Source organism: Synergistes jonesii (assembly GCF_000712295.1).
Lineage (GTDB): Bacteria > Synergistota > Synergistia > Synergistales > Synergistaceae > Synergistes > Synergistes jonesii.
In genome coordinates this window covers 50,488-68,237 of record NZ_JMKI01000002.1, presented here as the reverse complement: position 1 = coordinate 68,237, position 17,750 = coordinate 50,488, and the positions used below count along the sequence as shown (strand labels likewise).

Genomic DNA, 17,750 nt, shown 5'->3' with positions numbered 1-17,750 from the left:
CAAAATCAATGAATAAGCAGGATCATCTGAGCAAAATAATGGCGGCCCTTATGGACCAGGACAGGGCGGCGACCAACGCGGCGGTGGACGAGGCGCTCGGCGACGAAGTCCCGCCGATGGACATACTGAACGAAGGGCTCGCGGCCGGACTTCAGGAACTGGGAGTTCTATTCGCGGAAGAAGAAGTATACCTTCCGGAGCTGCTACTCGCGGCGGAGATCACGACAGAGATAATGAAACGCCTGCAGAGCGAGTTCCAGGCCGACGAGACAAAGATAAAGAAGCGCGGCACAGTGCTGCTGGCGACAGTCGAAGGAGATGTCCACGACATAGGGAAAAGCCTTGTCGGCATGATAATGAACGCCTCCGGCTACAACATCATAGACGCCGGTAAGGACGTTCCGAACAAGAAGATGATAGAGCTCGTGAAGGAAATACATCCGGATATCGTCGGGCTCTCGTCGCTGCTTTCGACGACGATGCCCGCTCAGCAGGAGTTCATCGAAATGGCGAAAGAGGCGGGGCTCAGAGATCAGATAAAGATCATCGTCGGAGGAGCGCCGGTGTCGCGCGACTGGGCGAACAAGATAGGCGCCGACGGCTATGCTGAAGACGCGTCAGGAACCGTCGTAGAAGCGGATCTGCTGCTGGGTAGAAAATAGCATGACACTGCGGACCGGAAGGCAAGGGCATTCCGGTCCGTTTTTAAAGCCGGGGAGAGAGCTCGGAGAGTAATTCAAGAATAGGGGTGAAAGTGTAATGTCTGCGAAAAGTTTAAGAGAGCTTGAAGATGAGATGGAGCACGAAGATATTAAACAAACCGGAACCAAAAACATGGAGTGGCCAACCTTTATAATCAGCGCGGGGTTCTTTTTCCTCTTCGTAGTTTTGTGCATTGTAAACGAAGAATGGGCCAGCAAGCTGATATACGCCGTCCGCGGCTTCATAGTCATGTATTTCGGCTCGGTGATACAGTTTTCCACGCTTGCGATCTGGCTCATCTGCATCGTCATCGCCTGTTCGAAATACGGAAGCGTCAAAATCGGAGGCAAGGACGCGGTGACCGACATGAAGACCTTCAACTGGTTCGCCATCATCCTGACGACACTGCTTGCAGGCGGCGGCGTTTTCTTCTCGGCGGCGGAGCCCATGTATCATTTCCTTACTGTGCCGAAATCCTTCGGCGCGATAGCCCCCGGCACGCCGGAGGCCATAGGGCCGGCAATGGCGCAGAGCTTCCTGCACTGGGGGTTCCTCGCCTGGGGGCTCCAGGCCATCGGCGTGATGATTCTCGTCTACGCCTGCGAGCACAGGGGAATGCCGCTTAAAGCGCGCACGCTCCTTTACCCGCTGCTCGGCGAAAAGGGCGTCCTAGGCGCCCCCGGCACCTTCATGGACGCGCTGTCGCTGATAGCGGTCGCCGCGGGGACGATAGGGCCGATAGGTTTCCTCGGCCTGCAGATGAGCTATGCGTTGGATGTGCTGCTGGGCGTGCCCGACGCTTTTACCTCGCGTTTGTTAGTACTTGTCGTCACGACGGCGGTCTTCACCGTCGCCGCCTCTACTGGGCTTTACAAGGGCGTAGACTTCCTTGCGAAGTGGACGCTCTATATCGCGATATTCGTTATCGCCTACGTGCTTCTCTTTGGGCAGGGAGTCTTCATCCTCGACTCCTTCATGACCGGCATGGGCAGATATCTGACGGATTTCTTCAATGTAAGCCTCTACCGGGGCGATCCCGAGTGGCTCGGCTCGTGGACGGCGTTTTATTGGCCTTGGTTCCTCAGCTACGGCCCGACTATGTCCATCCTGCTCGTCAGAATATCCAAAGGGCGCACGCTGCGCCAGATGCTGCTGGTCGTCGGCATCTTCGGTCCGGTTATCACCAACTTCTGGTTCTCTATCCTCGGCGGCGGCGGTATATTCATGGAGCTTGCCAATCCCGGCTCTATTTCTGGGCCGCTCAACAACAGCGGCCTGCCGTCGGCGCTTCTGACGATAATGCGGGGGCTGCCCCTTCCGGCGCTGATGGTGCCTCTCTCGCTTGTACTTGTCGTGCTCTTCCTGGTTACTACTGGCGCCGGGGTCGTTTACAGCATGTCGATCGGCGTGACCGGAATGGAAGTCCCCTACCGCTGGGTCAGAATCCTTTGGGGCGTGCTCTTGGGCGCGGTGTCGGTCATGCTCGTCAAGATCGGCGGCGCGCGCGTCATGAACACGCTGCAGACGTTTATCGTCATAGCGGCGGGGCCACTGTTCATCTTCTATGTGCCGCAGCTGTGGGGCGCGTTCGACTGCGCGAAGAAATGCTGGCAGATCGACAGCGGACTATTGCCGGAGGCGAAGCCGACTAAGAACGGTGGAGCGGCAGAATAAGTGGGTTGCAGCCGTTTGGCCGATAGATAAAAATCGTCAAAAGATCGGCCTTGGCCAACCGTGGGCCGGGCCGGTCTTGATTTCTGCCTGAAACGACAACGGCGATGCTTTAGCTGAAAGGGGATGTCTCGATGGAGGAATTTGACAGTTCGCTGCAAAGAGGGATACTCGGAATAGACGCGGGCGGCACCTTTACCGACCTTGCATTCTGGGGAGAAAAGGACGGTGCGGTAGTTGCGTCGGCAAAGACGCGCACGATGCACTCGGACCTTGCCGGTACTATAAGAAACGGCTTGGAGATCATTCTGAAAGAGGTGAAGCCGGAGCAGATCAAGGCTTTCAACCTCGCGACCACGCTTGCGACGAACGCCATCGTTGAAAACAAGCTGCGCCCCGGTGCGCTTTTCCTTATAGGCTACGACAGAGATATAGCCGATAAGTATTATAGAGGAAAGAAATTCGGCACGGATTTGGTTTATATGATCGATGGAGGGCACGATCCGAAAGGCAACGAAGCGGCGGCTTTCGGCGAGGAGGCCTTCCGAGACAGCTGCGACAAGATGCCGCCTTACGTTGAGACGGCGGCCGTATCTTCCTTCTTCTCGGTGCGCAATCCCTCTCACGAGCTCCGCGCGCGCGACATCCTGCACGAAAAAAGGCCGGATATCCACGTTACCTGCGGCCATGAGCTGGCCAGCGAGCTAGACGCGCTGAAGCGCGCTACGACGGCGGCGCTGAACGCCGGGCTCATCCCGATAGTGATGGAGCTGCTCGATTCGGTGGAAAGTGTTTGTGCGTTCTTCGGCATTCATGTGCCTATAATGATCGTGCGCAGCGACGGTTCGCTCGTCAGCATGGAGTGGGCTCGCGTGCATCCGATCGAGACCATTCTTTCAGGCCCGGCCGCCAGCTCGATCGGCGCGTGCTACCTTGCGGGCGCCGCGAATTTTTCGAGAGGCTCCTGCGTTTTCGATATAGGCGGGACGACGACCGACATAATTTACCTTGACGGCCGTGGGCGTCCTATGCTCGGAACTGATGGCACGACTGTCGGCGGACACAAGACTCTGATAAAATCCATCGACATATACACGTTCGGCCTCGGCGGCGACAGCCGCGTGCGCTTTTCTAAGGAGAGGAAGCTGCTTATCGGGCCCCGCCGCGTCATGTCCCTCTGCTCTGCGGCGGCCGACGAGCCGCGCGTCGTCGGCTGTCTTGAGGATATGATCGCGGATGGAAACTGCCGCGAGCCGATCGTCGTATTCAAAGGTGAAAGGGGATGTCCGAGTGGAAAGTTCGAAGAGAGAATCGTCGAAGCGCTGAGCGAAGGCCCTTCGACGATCAACCGCTTGATGAAGAACGAGCGCATGTCGAACATGGGCGTCATCCAGCTTGAAGAAATGGAGGAGCGCGGGCTGATAGACTACGCCGGCTTTACTCCGACGGACGCGCTTACCGCTATGGGCAGGCTCGGCAAATGGGATGGGCGCGCCTCCGAACTCGGGGCGCTGATACTTGCCGGCGGCGAAGAGAAGAGCGTGGCGCCGCTCTGCGACGCCGTCTGCCGCAGGGTCAGCCTTATAGCGGCGGAAAATATTTTTGTCAAAAGATTGTCGGCGGAGGGGTTCGATTTTAGTCGGAACGAGGGAGCCCTCGCGCTGATAGATTACGCGCTTGATTCGCATGATGCGCTCTCCTCAAGCCCGCTGCGCCTGCAGCTCGACAGGGAGCTGATAGGAGTCGGCGCGCCTGCCTGGGCGTTCATTGCGGGAACTGCCGACGCACTTTCGGCGGATTTGATGCTGCCGGAGAACGCCGGGGTCGCCGGAGCGGTAGGCTCCGCCGTCGGCACCTTCTTCCTGCGCTACGCGGTGCTCATCACGCCCCTTGCAGCCGAGGGCGGCTACCGCGCCCATCTTCCTTTTGGAATAAAAGATTATGAGTTTATAGATAACGCCGTAAATGATACTATAAATACAATAGTACCGTGGATCAAATCGCGCGCTATGGACGCCGGCGCCAAAAATCCCACGGTAACGTATAAACGTGAGGACACCGAGGCGACGATAGCCGGAGGGATACGGAAAATTCATCTTTCAACACACATCTTCTTTGACGTTTCCGATAACGGCTGAGACGTCCCTTGTGTTGACGGCCGGGAGGGGGAGTAGCATGTTGGAGGAGAACGAGAAGAAATACGTTCGCATAATCACCAGCACCGACGCGGAGCCGCGCGAGGGTGAAACGCTGGGCGAGCTCATGGCCCGCTGCGGAGCGCCCCTTGATCAGCCGTGCGGAGGCAGGGGAACCTGCGGCAAGTGCAGGGTGAAGGTCACAAGGGTCGTCCCCGAATGCACGGACGGCGAGCGTCTGCTTCTCAGCGACGAAGAAATAAGGGCGGGAATAAGGCTTGCGTGCGTGACGAGAGCCGAGCGCGGAATGACCGTCGAAAGGGTAGACGCCGATCCGTGCGGCGCGAAAACGCCCGCCGGCTTCGCGCACCCTCAGGCTCGCTGCGCCGGAAGGGCCGAATACGCCGTCGCCGTCGACATTGGGACCACGACCCTCGTCGCCTATCTGGTAAACAAAAGCGCCGCGGCTACGACGGCCGTCTCCTCCTCCGCCAATCCGCAGTCGGCTTACGGGGCCGACGTGATTTCGCGCATAAGCTTCGCGTCGGAAAGCGAGGAGGGGCTTTCCATCCTTAAGGCCAAGGTCGTCGGTGCGATAAACAGGCTCATTTTTAATTTACAGAGGAGTGCGTCGGTCTCCGAAGAGGAGATAAGCGAGGTCGTAATATCGGCTAACGCCACTATGGAGCACCTTTTCGCCGGCGTGTCGCCGAAGAGCATCGGAAGGGCGCCGTTTGAGCCGATGTTCAAAACCTTCCCGATACTCACGGCGTCGCATATGAATCTCGCGCTCCTGCCTCGCACGCCCGTGGCCCTCATGCCGAACATCTCCGGCTTCGTCGGCGGCGACGTAACGGCCGGCATAGTCTATACGGGAATGGCGAAGAGGAAGGAGCTTTCTCTGCTGGTAGACATCGGGACGAACAACGAAATGGTGCTCGGCTGCCGCGATTTTCTTCTCTGCTGCTCGGCTGCCGCCGGGCCGGCGCTCGAAGGCGCAATGATTTCCCAGGGGATGTGCGCGGCCGGCGGCGCCGTCGACCATGTCAAAAGCGAAAACGGCAGGCTGGCCGTCTCCACTGTCGACGGGACGCCGGCGGTCGGAGTCTGTGGCTCCGGCTTAGTCGACGCGGTAGGCGTCCTGCTCGACGAAAAGGTGATCAACGCAAGCGGGAAGTTCGCTAAATCTCTGCCAGAGGGGACGGATTTTTCCACGAGGCTCGAAGCGGATAAGAAACGCTTCCTGCTGTCGCGCGGCAAAAGAGGCGGGGTCTATATCACGCAGAAGGATATCCGCAAGGTGCAGCTCGCAAAGAGCGCGATAGCGACGGGCGTCGAGCTGATGCTCGAAGAAGCCGGCAAAAGCGTCGGCGATGTCGCCCGCTTTTACGTGGCCGGCTCCTTCGGAAATTATATAACGGTCGAGAACGCGATGCGTATAGGCATACTGCCGCGCATCGCACGTGAAAAGATAACGTCTGTGGGCAACAGCTCTGGACTCGGCGCGATAGAGTTCATAATCCGTCCCGAGCTGTGGAAAGAAGCCCTAGCCGTGGCAAAGGACGCAAGGCATATCGAGCTTGCGACGCACAGGGATTTTCAGCGTACCTTCGTAAAAAACCTCTCATTCGACTGATGTCCCTGCGGGGAGAAAGGATATGGAAATTTTAGAAATCAGCGGCGTTTCCTTCGGCTGGGAAGAGATGATCTCAAACGCCCTCAAAAAGGGGCGCAAGAGAAAGCCCTCCGAAGATATGATAAACACCGTCAAGCGCGCCTATGAAAAGGGGCTCGTCTGCCTCGACATGCGGAGTGCGCTGGAAATTTACAAAAAAGAGAGCGATGGGGATGGCTATATAGTAATATCGCGGGAAGGCGGAAGGTGCGAGAAGCTCTTCGTCGGCCCCAAGGCGGGGCTGCTGGCGCCGGCCGAGGAAGTTGCGATTCTGCTCTGCACGGTCGGCTCGCGGTTGATCGACTCCATGCGCGAAAGCGAGAAGGCCGGCGACTATCTGCTGATGTACTATCTCGACGTCTTTGGCGTGCTCGCCCTTGCGGGGCTGTCGTCGAAGGCGCACGCGCGAGTGAGCGAAATAGCGGCTTCGAAGGGCTGGGGCGCAGGGCCGGTGATGCAGCCGGGCTCCGTGCCCGGCTGGAGCGTCGAAGGACAACGCGACCTCTACCGTCTCGCGCACGGTGAGATGATAGGGCTGACGCTCAATGACGCGTCGTTTTTGATCCCGCATCTCTCAGAATCATCGCTGACGGGAATCGGGCCGCACTACGGCGGAGAGCCGAGCGTAAAGATGTGCGCCGTCTGCTCGCGCAGGGACAAGTGCCTCTGGCGCAGAGAAAACGTTTCAGACGAATAGGCTTCCGGACCGCCGCCGTCAGTCGGCGAGAAGTGGAGCCGGATCGAAGAATTCGCCGCGCCACGCGACGGAGAAGTGAAGATGGGGGCCTGTAACCCGCCCCGTTTTGCCGGAGAGCGCTATCACCTCTCCGGCGTTTATCATCTCTCCCTTTTTGACGTTTATCTTAGAAAGGTGGCAGTAAAAGGTCACGAGCCCGGCGCCGTTGTCGACGTAAATACATTTGCCAGCGAACCAGAAATCCCCCGTCAGTACGACCCGCCCCGCGGCGGCGGCCCTCACCGGAGTGCCCTCTTTCGCGCGCAGGTCGGCTCCGCCGTGGCGCCCACGGAAAGTGCCGTTGAAGTAACGGCTCTTGCCGTAGACTGAGCTGAAGGAGCCGGGAACCGGCCGGACAAAGGGCAGTGCCGGAGCGCCTCCCGCGCTGTTCGTCATCAGGGCGGCGCGCCCCTCCTTCGCTTCGCGCTCTATCCTCGCCGTCGCTTCCTTTGGCGGAGAGAGCTTAGTGGGATCGACGGTCAGCTTTTCCGACGGATATTTTCTCGGCGTCAGCTTTATCGAATGCCTTATCTCGCCGCTTTTGCCGCCGGCCGTGAAGGTCACCGCGAGCGGGAAGTTCCCCGCCTTCGCGTTTTTCAGATCACTTCCGACGATCGCGGAAAATCTCTGCACGCCGTTTTCTTTGGATAAGGGCGAGAGTATCGCGTCGTGTCCGAGCCAGTGCAGCCTGACGTCGGATAGCTCTTCGCCGTCGGCCTCGAGCTCCGCGATGAAAGGCTGCCCTATCCCTGCTTCCGGGGGCGCCGTGAGCACGACGTCTGCGAGGGCCGGCGAAGCCGCCGCAACGATTGCCGCGATTAATGCTGGCAGCGTGTTTTTTAAAATGTTCATCGCAAAAACTTTCTCCATTTTATAATTTAAAGCGCGGCAAGTAAGAGATTGAGAAGCGCGCCGGCCGCAACCGCGGAGCATATCATCAGCGCGCTCGCCTCGAGCATACGCAGCGCGCCGAGCTCCTTCCACATCACGACGAAGGTCGCGATGCAGGGGAAAGTCATAGAGAGCACTATTACGGCGACGAGCATCTGGTGGGCGGTAAGGTTCAGCGGGATCAGCAGTCCCATAGCTATGTCCTTGCGGAACATCCCCATGACGACCGGCACTGCCGTCGACGGCGGCAACCCCAGGACCTTGTGGAAGAAGGGCGTCAGCGCGCGGCCGATGCGCTCCAAAATCCCCGCCATGTCGAGTATGTTTACGAGAAAAATGCCGCCCAGCACGAGAGGGGTCGCCTCGAGGAAAAAGTCCTTGATGCGGAACCACAGCTTCGCCATCCAGGCCTTGAGCGAAGGAATGCGGTAAGGCGGTATCTCGACTATCAGTTCTGGACTGAAGCCGGAAAGAGTCAGGTTCATCAGCCGTCCGAGTATCAGCCATACTATCAGCAGGACGACGTAGACCGAAGCGATGTACTTCACGCCGAAAGGGCCGAGCGTCGACGCCAGCATGGCCTGTATAGACACGCAGGGAACGCCTACCGAGATAAGCGTCGCCGCGATGAAGCGCTCGCGCTTCGATTCGAGCACGCGCGTCGCGAGTATACCCGGAACGTTGCAGCCGAAGCCGAGCAGCGTGGGGATTATAGCGTAGCCGTGGATGCCGAAGCGGTGCAGCAGCGCGTCGAATACGACAGCGAGGCGCGGCAGGTAGCCCAGATCCTCGAGGAATGAGAGCGCCGCGTAGAAGGCGATTATATAAGGCAGCACCATTCCGAATTCCACGTAAAAGCCCGTAGAAAGCACTCCCATGCTCTGTTCGAGGTCTATCGCCCCGTCGAAGAGCCGGCCTATCAGCAGCGAGCGCAGATAACCCTCTCCGAGGAACGCGGACAATTTATTCAGCAGCGGAAGCCAGAGGTTTTCAAAAATCGGATCGAATATATGATCGACAAGTCCTTCGCCGAGGAAGCGTATCAGAGTGAAGCTGAGCGTCAGGATGACGATGCCGGCGAGCCCGCCGAAGAGAGGGTGCGCAGATATGTCCTCCGCGCGGTCGAGCAGCGTGTGATGGCGATGCGTCACAGTCTGCACCTCCGCGATGATGTGCCCTATCTTCTGCCAGCGCTCTTCCTTCGTCATCGCTGTAATGCCGCTTACGCGAGCCTTGTCCATATTGTCCACGATATCGCTGATTCCGCTGCCCGTCGTCGCGACGGTCTTGTAGATGGGCACGCCCAGCTCCTTTTCGAGCCTTTCGACGTCAAGCAGTATCCCCTTGTGCCGCGCCTCGTCCGTCATGTTGAGGGCTATGATAGTCGGAATGTGATAAGCCAGCACTTGCAGCGCCATAACGAGGTTACGTTCGAGCGCCGTCGCGTCGATGACGAGGATGACGCGGTCCGCGCCTTCGTTTATTATGCGGCGCGCTATCTCCTCGGCCTCGTTCGTCGGGTCGAGCGTGTAGGCCCCGGGCACGTCGATGAGGTCGGCGCAGAGACCTTTATGTCTGATCACGCCCTGCGTGAAACCGACCGTCGTACCAGGATAGTTCGACGAAAGCGCATGGACGCCCGTTAAGCGCGAAAAAAATACGCTCTTGCCGACATTGGGGTTTCCCATCAGCAGGATGCGCATGCGTCCGTCCTCTCTTATAGGTGTCTCTCCGGCGGAGCAGGCTCCGCAATCTTTGCAGCCCATACCCGCTTCGGCCGTCAGCCCGCAGGCTGTATCTCTATTTCGATCTGTTCCGCTATCCCGTGGGATATCGCGAACTGACGCCCGTCGAGCAATACCGTGACCGGGCCGCCGAACGGCATGCAGGACAACTTTTCTATCGTTTTGCCCCCGTGGAGCCCGAGCGCTTCAAGGCGCTGCGCGGCTTCTCCGTTCGGAAGTACTTTTATGACCGCGCTCTCGCCGTTTTTCATTTCGATCAAATTCATCTGCAAAGTCAGCTCCTGCGATTTGTTGCCTGTAACTAACCGAACTTGTAAATATTAATGCCGCCTGCGATATGTTGTCAAGGCGCATCGCGCCTTTGAGATTTATGGGATTTCTCCCGTATTGACGGGGCAAGAAAAAATGGTATAATACTTTCCGTTGGCCGGGGTGGCGGAAAGGTAGACGCACGGGACTTAAAATCCTGCGAACGTAAAGTTCGTGCGGGTTCAAATCCCGCTCTCGGCACCAGCTGGCATCGCGGGGTGGAGCAGTACGGAAGCTCGTCGGGCTCATAACCCGAAGGTCATAGGTTCAAATCCTATCCCCGCAACCAATTATGGCGCTGTAGCTCAGTTGGCTAGAGCATTCGGTTCATACCCGACAGGTCACTGGTTCGAGTCCAGTTAGCGCCACCAGCGGATCCAGCCTCTCAGTTGTAAGAGGCTTTTATATCAAAGCTTTTACGGGGCGTAGCGCAGTCTGGTTAGCGCGCTTGGTTCGGGACCATGAGGTCGGAAGTTCAAATCTTCTCGCCCCGACCAGTTATATCAAGGGTTCGGCGTTTGCAGCCGAGCCCTTGATTCTTTTTATCGCCTCACAGCGTGGGGGAATATCGATCTGTCTGCTCTTGATATATTCGACGATTCGGCTGTTGGCCGGTCTTGCGTTTACTTCTTATTGAATCTTTTTTCCGACGCCCTTGCGTGCCCCTCGAGCCCCTCTCCGCGCGCGAGGCGCGTCACAAGCGGCGCCAGCTCCCTCATCGCTTCCGCCGTGAAGCTCTGATGCGTGCAGGTCTTTAAAAATGTGCCGACCCATACGCCGCCCGTGTACCTTGCGGCGCGCATCGTCGGCAGCGTGTGGTTCGTGCCGGACGCGTAGTCGCCGAACACCTCGGCGGTGTTGCCGCCGATGAAGAGGGAACCGTAGTTGTAAAGTTTTTCGGCGACTTTTTCGCCGTCGGCGGTCTGTATCTCAAGGTGTTCCGGCGCGGCGTCGTTCGCCGCGCGGATCGCTTCGTCAAGGGAATCGGCTAACAACACCTCTCCGTAATCGTTCCACGACGAGCGCGCGATTTCCGCCGTGGGCAGCTCGTCGAGCTGTCTTTCGACCTCCGCGACCACCTCTTCCGCGAACTTTTCGCTCGTCGTGATCACTATTCCGCGTGCGACGCGGTCGTGCTCGCTCTGCGCCAATATGTCCGCCGCCGCGATCTCGGCGTCCGCCGTTCCGTCGGCGATGATCAGGAGCTCGCTTGGCCCAGCGGCGAAGTCGATGCCGACCTGCCCATAACACTGGCGCTTGGCCTCCGCCACGTAGCTGTTGCCGGGGCCGACGATCATATCGACGGGGCTGATCTGTTCGGTGCCGTAGCAGAAGGCGGCGATCGCCTGAGCGCCGCCGACGGCGTATATTTCGTCTGCGCCGGCGATGTCCATCGCGGCGAGCGTCTTCGGAGAAATTTTGTCGGTGCCCTTCATAGTCGGAGAGCAGGCCGCGACGCGTGGGACCCCAGCCGCCTTTGCGGGGATCGCGAGCATCAGCGCGGTGGAGTAGAGCGGGTAGTTTCCTCCGGGAACGTAGCAGCAGCAGGAATGCACCGGGATGATTCTGTGCCCGAGAGTTATGCCCGGCTTAGGAGAATAGGCCGGCAGCTCTTTGAGCGTCGCCCTCTGCGCGGCCGCAAAGCCTCTGATGTTTTCGGCCGCCTCTCTTATGTCGTCGATTTCTTCATTTGAAAGCTGCGCGTAGGCTTCGGCGATCTCTTCCTTTGAGATTCTCAGCGCGCTCCGCCTGCACGAATCAAATTTTTCGTTATATCTCAGCAGCGCCTCGTCTCCGTTTTCGCGCACGTCGTCGATTATCGCGCCCACGGCGGCGCGCAGATCCTTTGCGGCTGAAAGAGGCCGTTCTTTTGACGCCTTTATTACTTTCATTGCGATTCCCCCTTGCGATAATTATATACTTGCGCGAAGTTTAACGCTGCGAGTATTCTCGATGTCAACCGCGCGGAAATTTATTTTTCCGGAAAAACATTGAGTGCGCTCAATGTTTTTTGATAGAATAGCTCAGGCGGTGACGAAAATGAAAATAGGCGAAGTAGCGAAGGAATACGGGCTCTCTGTCGATACCGTGAATTATTATGTCTCGTTAGGGCTGCTTGTGCCGCAGCGGAGAGGTTCTCAGCGGGTATTCGACGAGCGGACTCGGCGCGACATTGAGATGATTCTCGAGCTGCGCGAAATGGAATTTTCTCTGCATGAGATACACAGGGTACTTTCGCTCCGCAGGGTCTCTTACTTCGCAAGTGGAGAAGACCTGAAGGAGCTCTGCTCTATCTGCGAGGAGAAGAAAAATCACTGTCTGAGAGAGTGCGATAGGTTGTCCGGCGTAGCCGCGCGTCTGGATGCGCGCATAGCGGAGCTTCGCAGAAGGGCCGCTTCGCCGAACGCGGGCTCCGGCGTCCCGCTTTCTATGCTCGATCTGCTCTGCTGTCCCCTCTGCGGCGGTGCGCTGCGGATCTCAGGGGCCGACATGGACAGCCGTTCCGTTTTCAGCGGCTCTTTTAAATGCGCGTGCGGCTATCGCGCCGATATAAAAGACGGCGTCCTGCTGACTCCGAACAAAAACAGGGACCTTTACGACAAGCCGGACACTGAGAGGGAGATGTATAAAAATCTTCCGCCGCATCTGATCTCCCTCTTCCAGAGCTCATACAACTGGATGACGGAGCGCCTCGCGCGAATCGATATGCGCGGGCGCACCGCGATCGAGACGCACGCGAACGCGTGGTTCTTTATGCACAATCATCAGGAGTATCTGGACCCGCGCGGAAAGTATATCGTCGTCGACAAGTACCCCGAGACTCTATTAATGTATAAGAAGCTGATCGAACGGCAGGCTTTCGGGCGCGACATCCTTTACATCGCGGACAGCAGCGTGAATCTGCCGCTTAAGCCCGGCTGCGTGAATTTGAATATCGACTTCTTCGCCGTCAACGAGCATAACTTTTACAGCGAAGCGTTTCTGCTCGCGGATCTGAAAAAGTATTTTGCGCCGGGCGCGGCAGCTCTCGGGACGTATTTTTATTTCGACGCGGGGGCTGTGTCGATGAAGAGGCTTTTGAGCGAATATCCAAGCTGCTCGGCGAATAATTTCAACCTTTCCTATTTCGAGGGAGAGCTCGCGCGAAGCGGCTTTGTCGTCAGGGAGCGCGGCGACGCGGAATTTACGACGAGCTCCGGCGACAATATCGGCTTCAGCTTTCACGAGGAAGGAGAAAGGATGTATCTGATGCCCTACCTCGCGGAGATGAAAGGATGAGGCCGTACTGCGCTTTCCAGTGCGCTTCACAGTGAGAATTCCGCTTAAACAGTATCTTTCGGAGGCGCTGTCAAGGTTTATGCGCAAATTATTTTGCGGGCCTCGACTGAATGAAGTCAGCCGGCAATAGGGGAGTACCCGTAGCCACCTCCGAGTGCTTTATATTAATTGTACTTTTTGTTACCCCACTGGGCGCCGGCTACGTGCCGCAGCTAAGCGCAAATCAGTATCAGGGTGGAGTTCCCATCCGGGAAGGTTTCCACTACACGGATTCTACAACGGATATCACGGGCAGTTTTTGTCTTCCTGCGCATGGTCGCCTTGGGTGTCTTGCCCACGATCTTGACCTTGGATCTAGGCATAATATTATACGTTACCAACTTCTTTTTCCCTGCGTACCAGAACAAAGCATCCTATGGTACTTTAATTTGATACTACCATAGGAGGCTTGCTTATTACATATTTACAGACTTTTCCTCATAGGCTCCGTTATGCGGAAATCTGTTATTTTAAAGCTTTATGATTTAGAATTCGCCCCAAGCCTTTTCAATGGCTTCGACCGTTACCGGACCGCTGCCGCATCTCTTATCCAGAACTTTGTGCATCTGGTGTTTACGCAGCGACCTTTCAAAGGGGGGAAGTTCCTGGAGTTTCACAGCAAGCTTGGCGCTTGCTTCGGCAGTCCAGCGTGACTCATATTCCCTGCGGGCTTTGCCGAAATTCCACTGTTCTATTTCGGTCGTCTTGTTCTCTTCACGATATTTCTTTGTAGCTTCTTCATCCACTACATAGAAACCATCCTGTTTCTTAACGATTACGCCATAGGCTTCCTTTGCTTTCTCGGGGCTGAGAAGCTCTCCTCTGACTTCGTTCAGGACAAGCTCTGTCGGACGGAGGAACGGATCACCCCAACCACCGCCGCCAGGAGTGCGGATGCTGATAACATCTCCGCGAACGGGGTTGAGAACGCTGATCTTCGGAAGTGCTTCTTCACCCTTTGTATCAGGATTGAGTTTAACTTCACAGAGCGATCCTGCTTTCCCGCCGGCGAGTCCCCAAGGTTCAAATCTCATTCTTTCAAGACCGCGGGCCGTAACAATTGAATTGTTTTTGACTATTTCAAAGTCAAGGCGAATCGCATATCCGCCTCTGTGCTCTCCGGGACCGGCCGTGTCAGGAATAAGTTCATATCTGTCAACGATGGTGTCAACTTCCTGCTCGAGTATCTCGATAGGTGTATTCTTGAGGAAGCCGGCAACGTGATCCTGTCCGTCCGCGCCGTCTTTGTCTCCGAGGGCGCCGCTGCCTCCGTTCATAGGCTGGACAACTGTAATCTTTCTCCCGACTCTCGGGGCATCTTCCGGCGTCGAAAGAACTATCATTGCAGCCTGACCGGCTCCCGCCGCAGGGACTCTGTCGGGAACGATCTGTGAGAGCGCTCCGAGAACAGCGCTGTAAAGTCTTGCGCTGACAGGATGCCTAGTGCCTACAGCTGCTGGATATTCCGGATTTGTGATGCATCCCTTAGGCGATATTACGGATATAGGTCTCGCAATGCCTCCATTGATGGGGATATATGGGTCTTCGCTAAAGATGTAGTTGATCAGCCCCTGATAGAGGTATGAATGTTTTGTGCCGCACGAGGGTACGTTGAAAGCCGTGCAGACCTGAGGGTCGCATTCTGAGAAGTCGATGATGAACTCATCGCCCTTAACTTTCAGCGTAAGAGCAAGTCTGATAGGAACATCGGATGCCATGTCGTCATCGAGGTAGTCGGCGAATTTGTAATCACCGTCTGGCAGTTTTGATATAACCTGTCTGGCTCTGAGCTCGCCCTGATCGAGAAGGTCAAGCATAGAGGCGTCCACCGCGTCTATACCGTATTTCTCTATCATTTCAAGCATTCTCTTTTCTCCTGTGTTGACGGCTGCAACCATCGCATTCACGTCACCGTGGTTCAGCGTCGGTATGCGGCAGTTTGCGTAAATAAGCGTCTCGACTTCTTTATTTGGTTCTCCTCGTTTGAAGAGCTTTACAGGAGGCATTCTCAGCCCTTCCTGGTGGATGTCATTGGCGAGCGGGGAGATACTTCCGGGAGCAAGGCCGCCGATATCGCTACAGTGGACAAACGCCCATGAATAGTTAACGATTTTCCCCTTATAGAATACGGGTTTGAATACCTGGATGTCGGGAAGGTGCGAGGCGAAACCGTTTGATGTATAGGGGTCGTTGAAAATGATGATATCTCCGGGTTCCAGCGTGCCGCATTCTTCCACTGCTCTCAGAAGGTTCAGCCCGACAAAGATTGTTACTCCAACATTACGCGGATATATGAAGAACTCTCCGGTCGGCGCGATAAGTGCGGCTCCAAAGTCAGCCGTTTCCTTAATGAATGATGTGTAAGATGTACGTTCTATTACGGCGGCCATGCCGTTTGCAATAGAGAGATAGTAATTCCGCATTATTTCAAGTGATACAGGGTCAGTACGCATCATTTTCGCCTCCTCTTATGCTATCCTTTGATGCTTTCTTTGCGGGTGATGATCAGGTTGCCGCAGCGGTTGATCTTGCCTTCCCAGCCGTCCAGTATTATTGTTGTGCTGTCGTCCTGCTCGACAACGGCCGGTCCTGAGATGCAGTGCCCGAACTTCAGGTCTGTACGTGAATAAATATCCGCTGTATAAACCTTGCCTTTGAGTATGACCCTGCGTGTTGTTTCCGATTTCGCGGGTTCTTTTGCTTCTTCTGCCAGTGCGTATGGCGGTTTATGTGTAATACCGAGAGCACGGACCTTGAGATTGACTACTTCAACTTCTGCGTTGGTGTCACAGTGTCCGTAATAACGCTTGTGCATATCATGGAAAGCTTTTTCGATCTCCGCGTGCGTCTCGCATTTAAGCCATGCAGGTTCGATTATCATTTCTGTCTCATAAGACTGTCCGTGATATCTCACGTCCATGGAAAGCAGATACTGTGTTTTTTCGATGTACTTATCGATATTCTGCTCCTTAATCCATTTTTCCGCTTTAGCGTTCATGCCGGCGAATTTGGCACGGAGTTCATCCATCGGGATGCTTCTAAGCAGCGAGTGCTCTGACGATACGACGTCGTTGAGGAAGTCGGCATTAAGAGCGCCGAGAGCGCAGAGTGTGCCGGGCGTAGGAGGAACAAGGACGCTGCCTATATGCAGCTCTTCTGCCAGGAAGTTGCCGACGACAGAGCCCGCTCCGCCGAACGCAAGAAGGCTGAAGTCGCGCGGGTCGATACCCTTCTGTTCCAGGATGCTGTTGATTTCAGAGTACATCTTTGTAACCGCGACCTGGACAATGCGGTCTGCCGTGTTGAGCGTGTCGAGTTTCAGGTACTTGGAAAGTTCCTTTATTACTTTTTCGGAGAGCTCCGGATACAGTGGGAGGCGTCCGCCTGCAAAGCGTTTCGGGTTCAGGTATCCGCAGAGAAGGAACGCGTCGGAAAGAGCGGGTTTCGTTTCATTGCCCCAACCGTAGCACGCGGGGCCCGGGTCAGATCCGACGGAAACAGGCCCGATCTTGAGAAGGCCGCCGCTGTCTATCCATGCGATGGAGCCGCCGCCGGCACCGATAGCGTCGATTGATATCGTCGGAATAAGAATCGGTAAACCGCCGGTTTCGCTGCTCTGAGTGAACATGGGCTTGCCGTCTTCAATGACGGAAATGTCCGCGCTTGTCCCGCCGACATCTATCGTGATAAGGTTGGCTTTATCTGCTGATCTGGCTATATGCGCCGCTCCGATTATACCGGAAGCCGGGCCGGAGAAAAGTGTCTTTATAGGTTCATTGGCTGCGCGTTCCATATCCATGATACCGCCGTTAGACTGTGTGATGAACGGCAGCGCTTTGAGTCCCGCTTTCCTGAGCCCGCTTTCAAGCTGCTGGAAATACTTCTTAACTTTCTCTTGGATGTATAGGTTGACAGTCGCAACCACGCAGCGCTCATATTCACGCGTCTGTGGCCACAGAGCCGAAGAACCGCATACGTTGAGCTCGGGTGCTCTCTCCGCAATCCGCTTGCAAGCCATTTCTTCGTGCATGTCGTTCTTGTAGCTGTACAGGAAGCATACAACAACACCTTTAACGCCGCATTTAACCGCTTTATCAATAGCCGCATCAAGACTGTCCATGTTAAGTTTTTTATGGACGCTTCCGTCGTAAAGAAGCCTTTCTTTAACTTCGAATACCCTTTCGCGGGGGATAAGGGATTCTGTAAGGCGTGAACGGAAGTCGTACGGTACAGGCAACCTGAGGCGCTGGAGGTTCAGCAGGTCGCGGAAACCGTCGGTTACGAACAGCGCAAGTTCTGAGCCGACCCTCTGCAGAAGTGTATTCAATCCTATTGTTGTTCCGTGTACAAAGTAGTCGATATCTTCTGGAGCAATGCCTTTCTTGAAAAGGATGTCGAGCCCGTTGAGAATGCCCTGAACAGGGTCTTTGGGGGTCGTAGCCACTTTAAAAGTGTCGACGACCTTGCCGTCATTATCGATCAGGTTAAGATCTGTGAATGTTCCGCCAATGTCAATTCCAAGACGATATTTTAACATTTTTTCACCTTTCTTTTATTACATACAACAT

At 56.0% G+C, this 17,750-nt stretch carries 12 protein-coding genes, 4 tRNA genes and 1 pseudogene; 10 read left to right on the top strand and 7 right to left on the bottom strand.

All coding sequences use genetic code 11. The features are described 5' to 3' along the window. Positions 1-8: 8 nt before the first annotated feature. From EH55_RS00315 to EH55_RS00295, 5 genes are all read left to right on the top strand, one after another. Complete coding sequence (locus tag EH55_RS00315; RefSeq protein WP_037973970.1) at positions 9-662, top strand: cobalamin B12-binding domain-containing protein; 654 nt, start codon at positions 9-11, stop codon at positions 660-662. 97 nt (positions 663-759) lie between these two features. Continuing rightward, a complete protein-coding gene (locus EH55_RS00310; RefSeq protein WP_051682494.1) occupies positions 760-2,376 on the top strand; it encodes a BCCT family transporter in 1,617 nt (538 codons plus the stop codon). Between the two features lie 131 nt (positions 2,377-2,507). Next, complete coding sequence (locus EH55_RS00305) at positions 2,508-4,511, top strand: hydantoinase/oxoprolinase N-terminal domain-containing protein (protein ID WP_037973968.1); 2,004 nt, start codon at positions 2,508-2,510, stop codon at positions 4,509-4,511. 37 nt (positions 4,512-4,548) lie between these two features. Next, positions 4,549-6,144: an ASKHA domain-containing protein gene (locus tag EH55_RS00300; RefSeq protein ID WP_051682493.1), complete on the top strand. Its 1,596-nt coding sequence runs from the start codon at positions 4,549-4,551 to the stop codon at positions 6,142-6,144. 22 nt (positions 6,145-6,166) lie between these two features. After that, a complete protein-coding gene (locus EH55_RS00295) occupies positions 6,167-6,880 on the top strand; it encodes a hypothetical protein (RefSeq protein ID WP_037973967.1) in 714 nt (237 codons plus the stop codon). Between the two features lie 18 nt (positions 6,881-6,898). Here EH55_RS00295 and EH55_RS00290 read toward each other — a convergent pair whose 3' ends face one another. From EH55_RS00290 to EH55_RS00280, 3 genes are read right to left on the bottom strand one after another with little or no spacing between them, the layout of a single operon-like run. Continuing rightward, positions 6,899-7,771 carry a M23 family metallopeptidase gene (locus EH55_RS00290; protein ID WP_037973965.1) on the bottom strand — a complete coding sequence of 291 codons (873 nt, stop codon included), beginning with the start codon at positions 7,769-7,771 and terminating at the stop codon, positions 6,899-6,901. A gap of 26 nt (positions 7,772-7,797) precedes the next feature. After that, positions 7,798-9,576, bottom strand: coding sequence for a ferrous iron transporter B (locus tag EH55_RS00285; protein WP_081839368.1), 1,779 nt, complete (start codon positions 9,574-9,576; stop codon positions 7,798-7,800). Between the two features lie 14 nt (positions 9,577-9,590). Further along, on the bottom strand, positions 9,591-9,821 hold the full coding sequence (locus EH55_RS00280) for a FeoA family protein (protein ID WP_037973964.1): 231 nt from the start codon (positions 9,819-9,821) through the stop codon (positions 9,591-9,593). Positions 9,822-9,981: 160 nt separating this feature from the next. Between EH55_RS00280 and EH55_RS00275 the strand changes: the two genes are divergently transcribed. The 4 genes from EH55_RS00275 to EH55_RS00260 all read left to right on the top strand — a co-directional run bounded on the left by EH55_RS00275 (position 9,982) and on the right by EH55_RS00260 (position 10,361). After that, positions 9,982-10,068: transfer RNA gene (locus EH55_RS00275), tRNA-Leu, on the top strand. A gap of 8 nt (positions 10,069-10,076) precedes the next feature. Then, positions 10,077-10,153: transfer RNA gene (locus EH55_RS00270), tRNA-Met, on the top strand. A 5-nt stretch (positions 10,154-10,158) separates the two neighbouring features. Beyond that, positions 10,159-10,235: transfer RNA gene (locus tag EH55_RS00265), tRNA-Met, on the top strand. 48 nt (positions 10,236-10,283) lie between these two features. Continuing rightward, positions 10,284-10,361: transfer RNA gene (locus EH55_RS00260), tRNA-Pro, on the top strand. 126 nt (positions 10,362-10,487) lie between these two features. Here the strand turns inward: EH55_RS00260 and hisD are convergent. Then, entirely contained in the window at positions 10,488-11,756 is a 1,269-nt protein-coding gene (gene hisD, locus EH55_RS00255; protein ID WP_037973962.1) for a histidinol dehydrogenase, read from the bottom strand. A gap of 148 nt (positions 11,757-11,904) precedes the next feature. On the opposite strand from hisD, the gene EH55_RS00250 reads away from it, so the two are divergent. Continuing rightward, positions 11,905-13,143, top strand: a complete 1,239-nt coding sequence (locus EH55_RS00250) for a MerR family transcriptional regulator (protein WP_037973961.1) — start codon at positions 11,905-11,907, stop codon at positions 13,141-13,143. Positions 13,144-13,231: 88 nt separating this feature from the next. On the opposite strand, the pseudogene EH55_RS14050 reads toward EH55_RS00250, so the two are convergent. The 3 genes and pseudogenes from EH55_RS14050 to EH55_RS00240 form a co-directional block, all read right to left on the bottom strand. Further along, positions 13,232-13,433: pseudogene (locus EH55_RS14050) on the bottom strand (hypothetical protein); the annotation flags it as partial. A 234-nt stretch (positions 13,434-13,667) separates the two neighbouring features. After that, positions 13,668-15,638 (bottom strand): hydantoinase B/oxoprolinase family protein, encoded by a 1,971-nt coding sequence (locus tag EH55_RS00245; RefSeq protein WP_201769311.1) that lies wholly within the window; start codon positions 15,636-15,638, stop codon positions 13,668-13,670. A gap of 17 nt (positions 15,639-15,655) precedes the next feature. Next, positions 15,656-17,719: a hydantoinase/oxoprolinase family protein gene (locus tag EH55_RS00240; RefSeq protein WP_037973959.1), complete on the bottom strand. Its 2,064-nt coding sequence runs from the start codon at positions 17,717-17,719 to the stop codon at positions 15,656-15,658. Positions 17,720-17,750 lie beyond the last annotated feature (31 nt).

Excerpts from the sequence above, each read along its gene's own strand:
- EH55_RS00315 (WP_037973970.1), top strand. The coding sequence starts at position 9 with ATGAATAAGCAGGATCATCTGAGCAAAATAATGGCGGCCCTTATGGAC.
- EH55_RS00310 (WP_051682494.1), top strand. The coding sequence starts at position 760 with ATGTCTGCGAAAAGTTTAAGAGAGCTTGAAGATGAGATGGAGCACGAA.
- EH55_RS00305 (WP_037973968.1), top strand. The coding sequence starts at position 2,508 with ATGGAGGAATTTGACAGTTCGCTGCAAAGAGGGATACTCGGAATAGAC.
- EH55_RS00300 (WP_051682493.1), top strand. The coding sequence starts at position 4,549 with ATGTTGGAGGAGAACGAGAAGAAATACGTTCGCATAATCACCAGCACC.
- EH55_RS00295 (WP_037973967.1), top strand. The coding sequence starts at position 6,167 with ATGGAAATTTTAGAAATCAGCGGCGTTTCCTTCGGCTGGGAAGAGATG.
- EH55_RS00290 (WP_037973965.1), bottom strand. The coding sequence starts at position 7,771 with ATGAACATTTTAAAAAACACGCTGCCAGCATTAATCGCGGCAATCGTT.
- EH55_RS00285 (WP_081839368.1), bottom strand. The coding sequence starts at position 9,576 with ATGGGCTGCAAAGATTGCGGAGCCTGCTCCGCCGGAGAGACACCTATA.
- EH55_RS00280 (WP_037973964.1), bottom strand. The coding sequence starts at position 9,821 with ATGAATTTGATCGAAATGAAAAACGGCGAGAGCGCGGTCATAAAAGTA.
- hisD (WP_037973962.1), bottom strand. The coding sequence starts at position 11,756 with ATGAAAGTAATAAAGGCGTCAAAAGAACGGCCTCTTTCAGCCGCAAAG.
- EH55_RS00250 (WP_037973961.1), top strand. The coding sequence starts at position 11,905 with ATGAAAATAGGCGAAGTAGCGAAGGAATACGGGCTCTCTGTCGATACC.
- EH55_RS00245 (WP_201769311.1), bottom strand. The coding sequence starts at position 15,638 with ATGATGCGTACTGACCCTGTATCACTTGAAATAATGCGGAATTACTAT.
- EH55_RS00240 (WP_037973959.1), bottom strand. The coding sequence starts at position 17,719 with ATGTTAAAATATCGTCTTGGAATTGACATTGGCGGAACATTCACAGAT.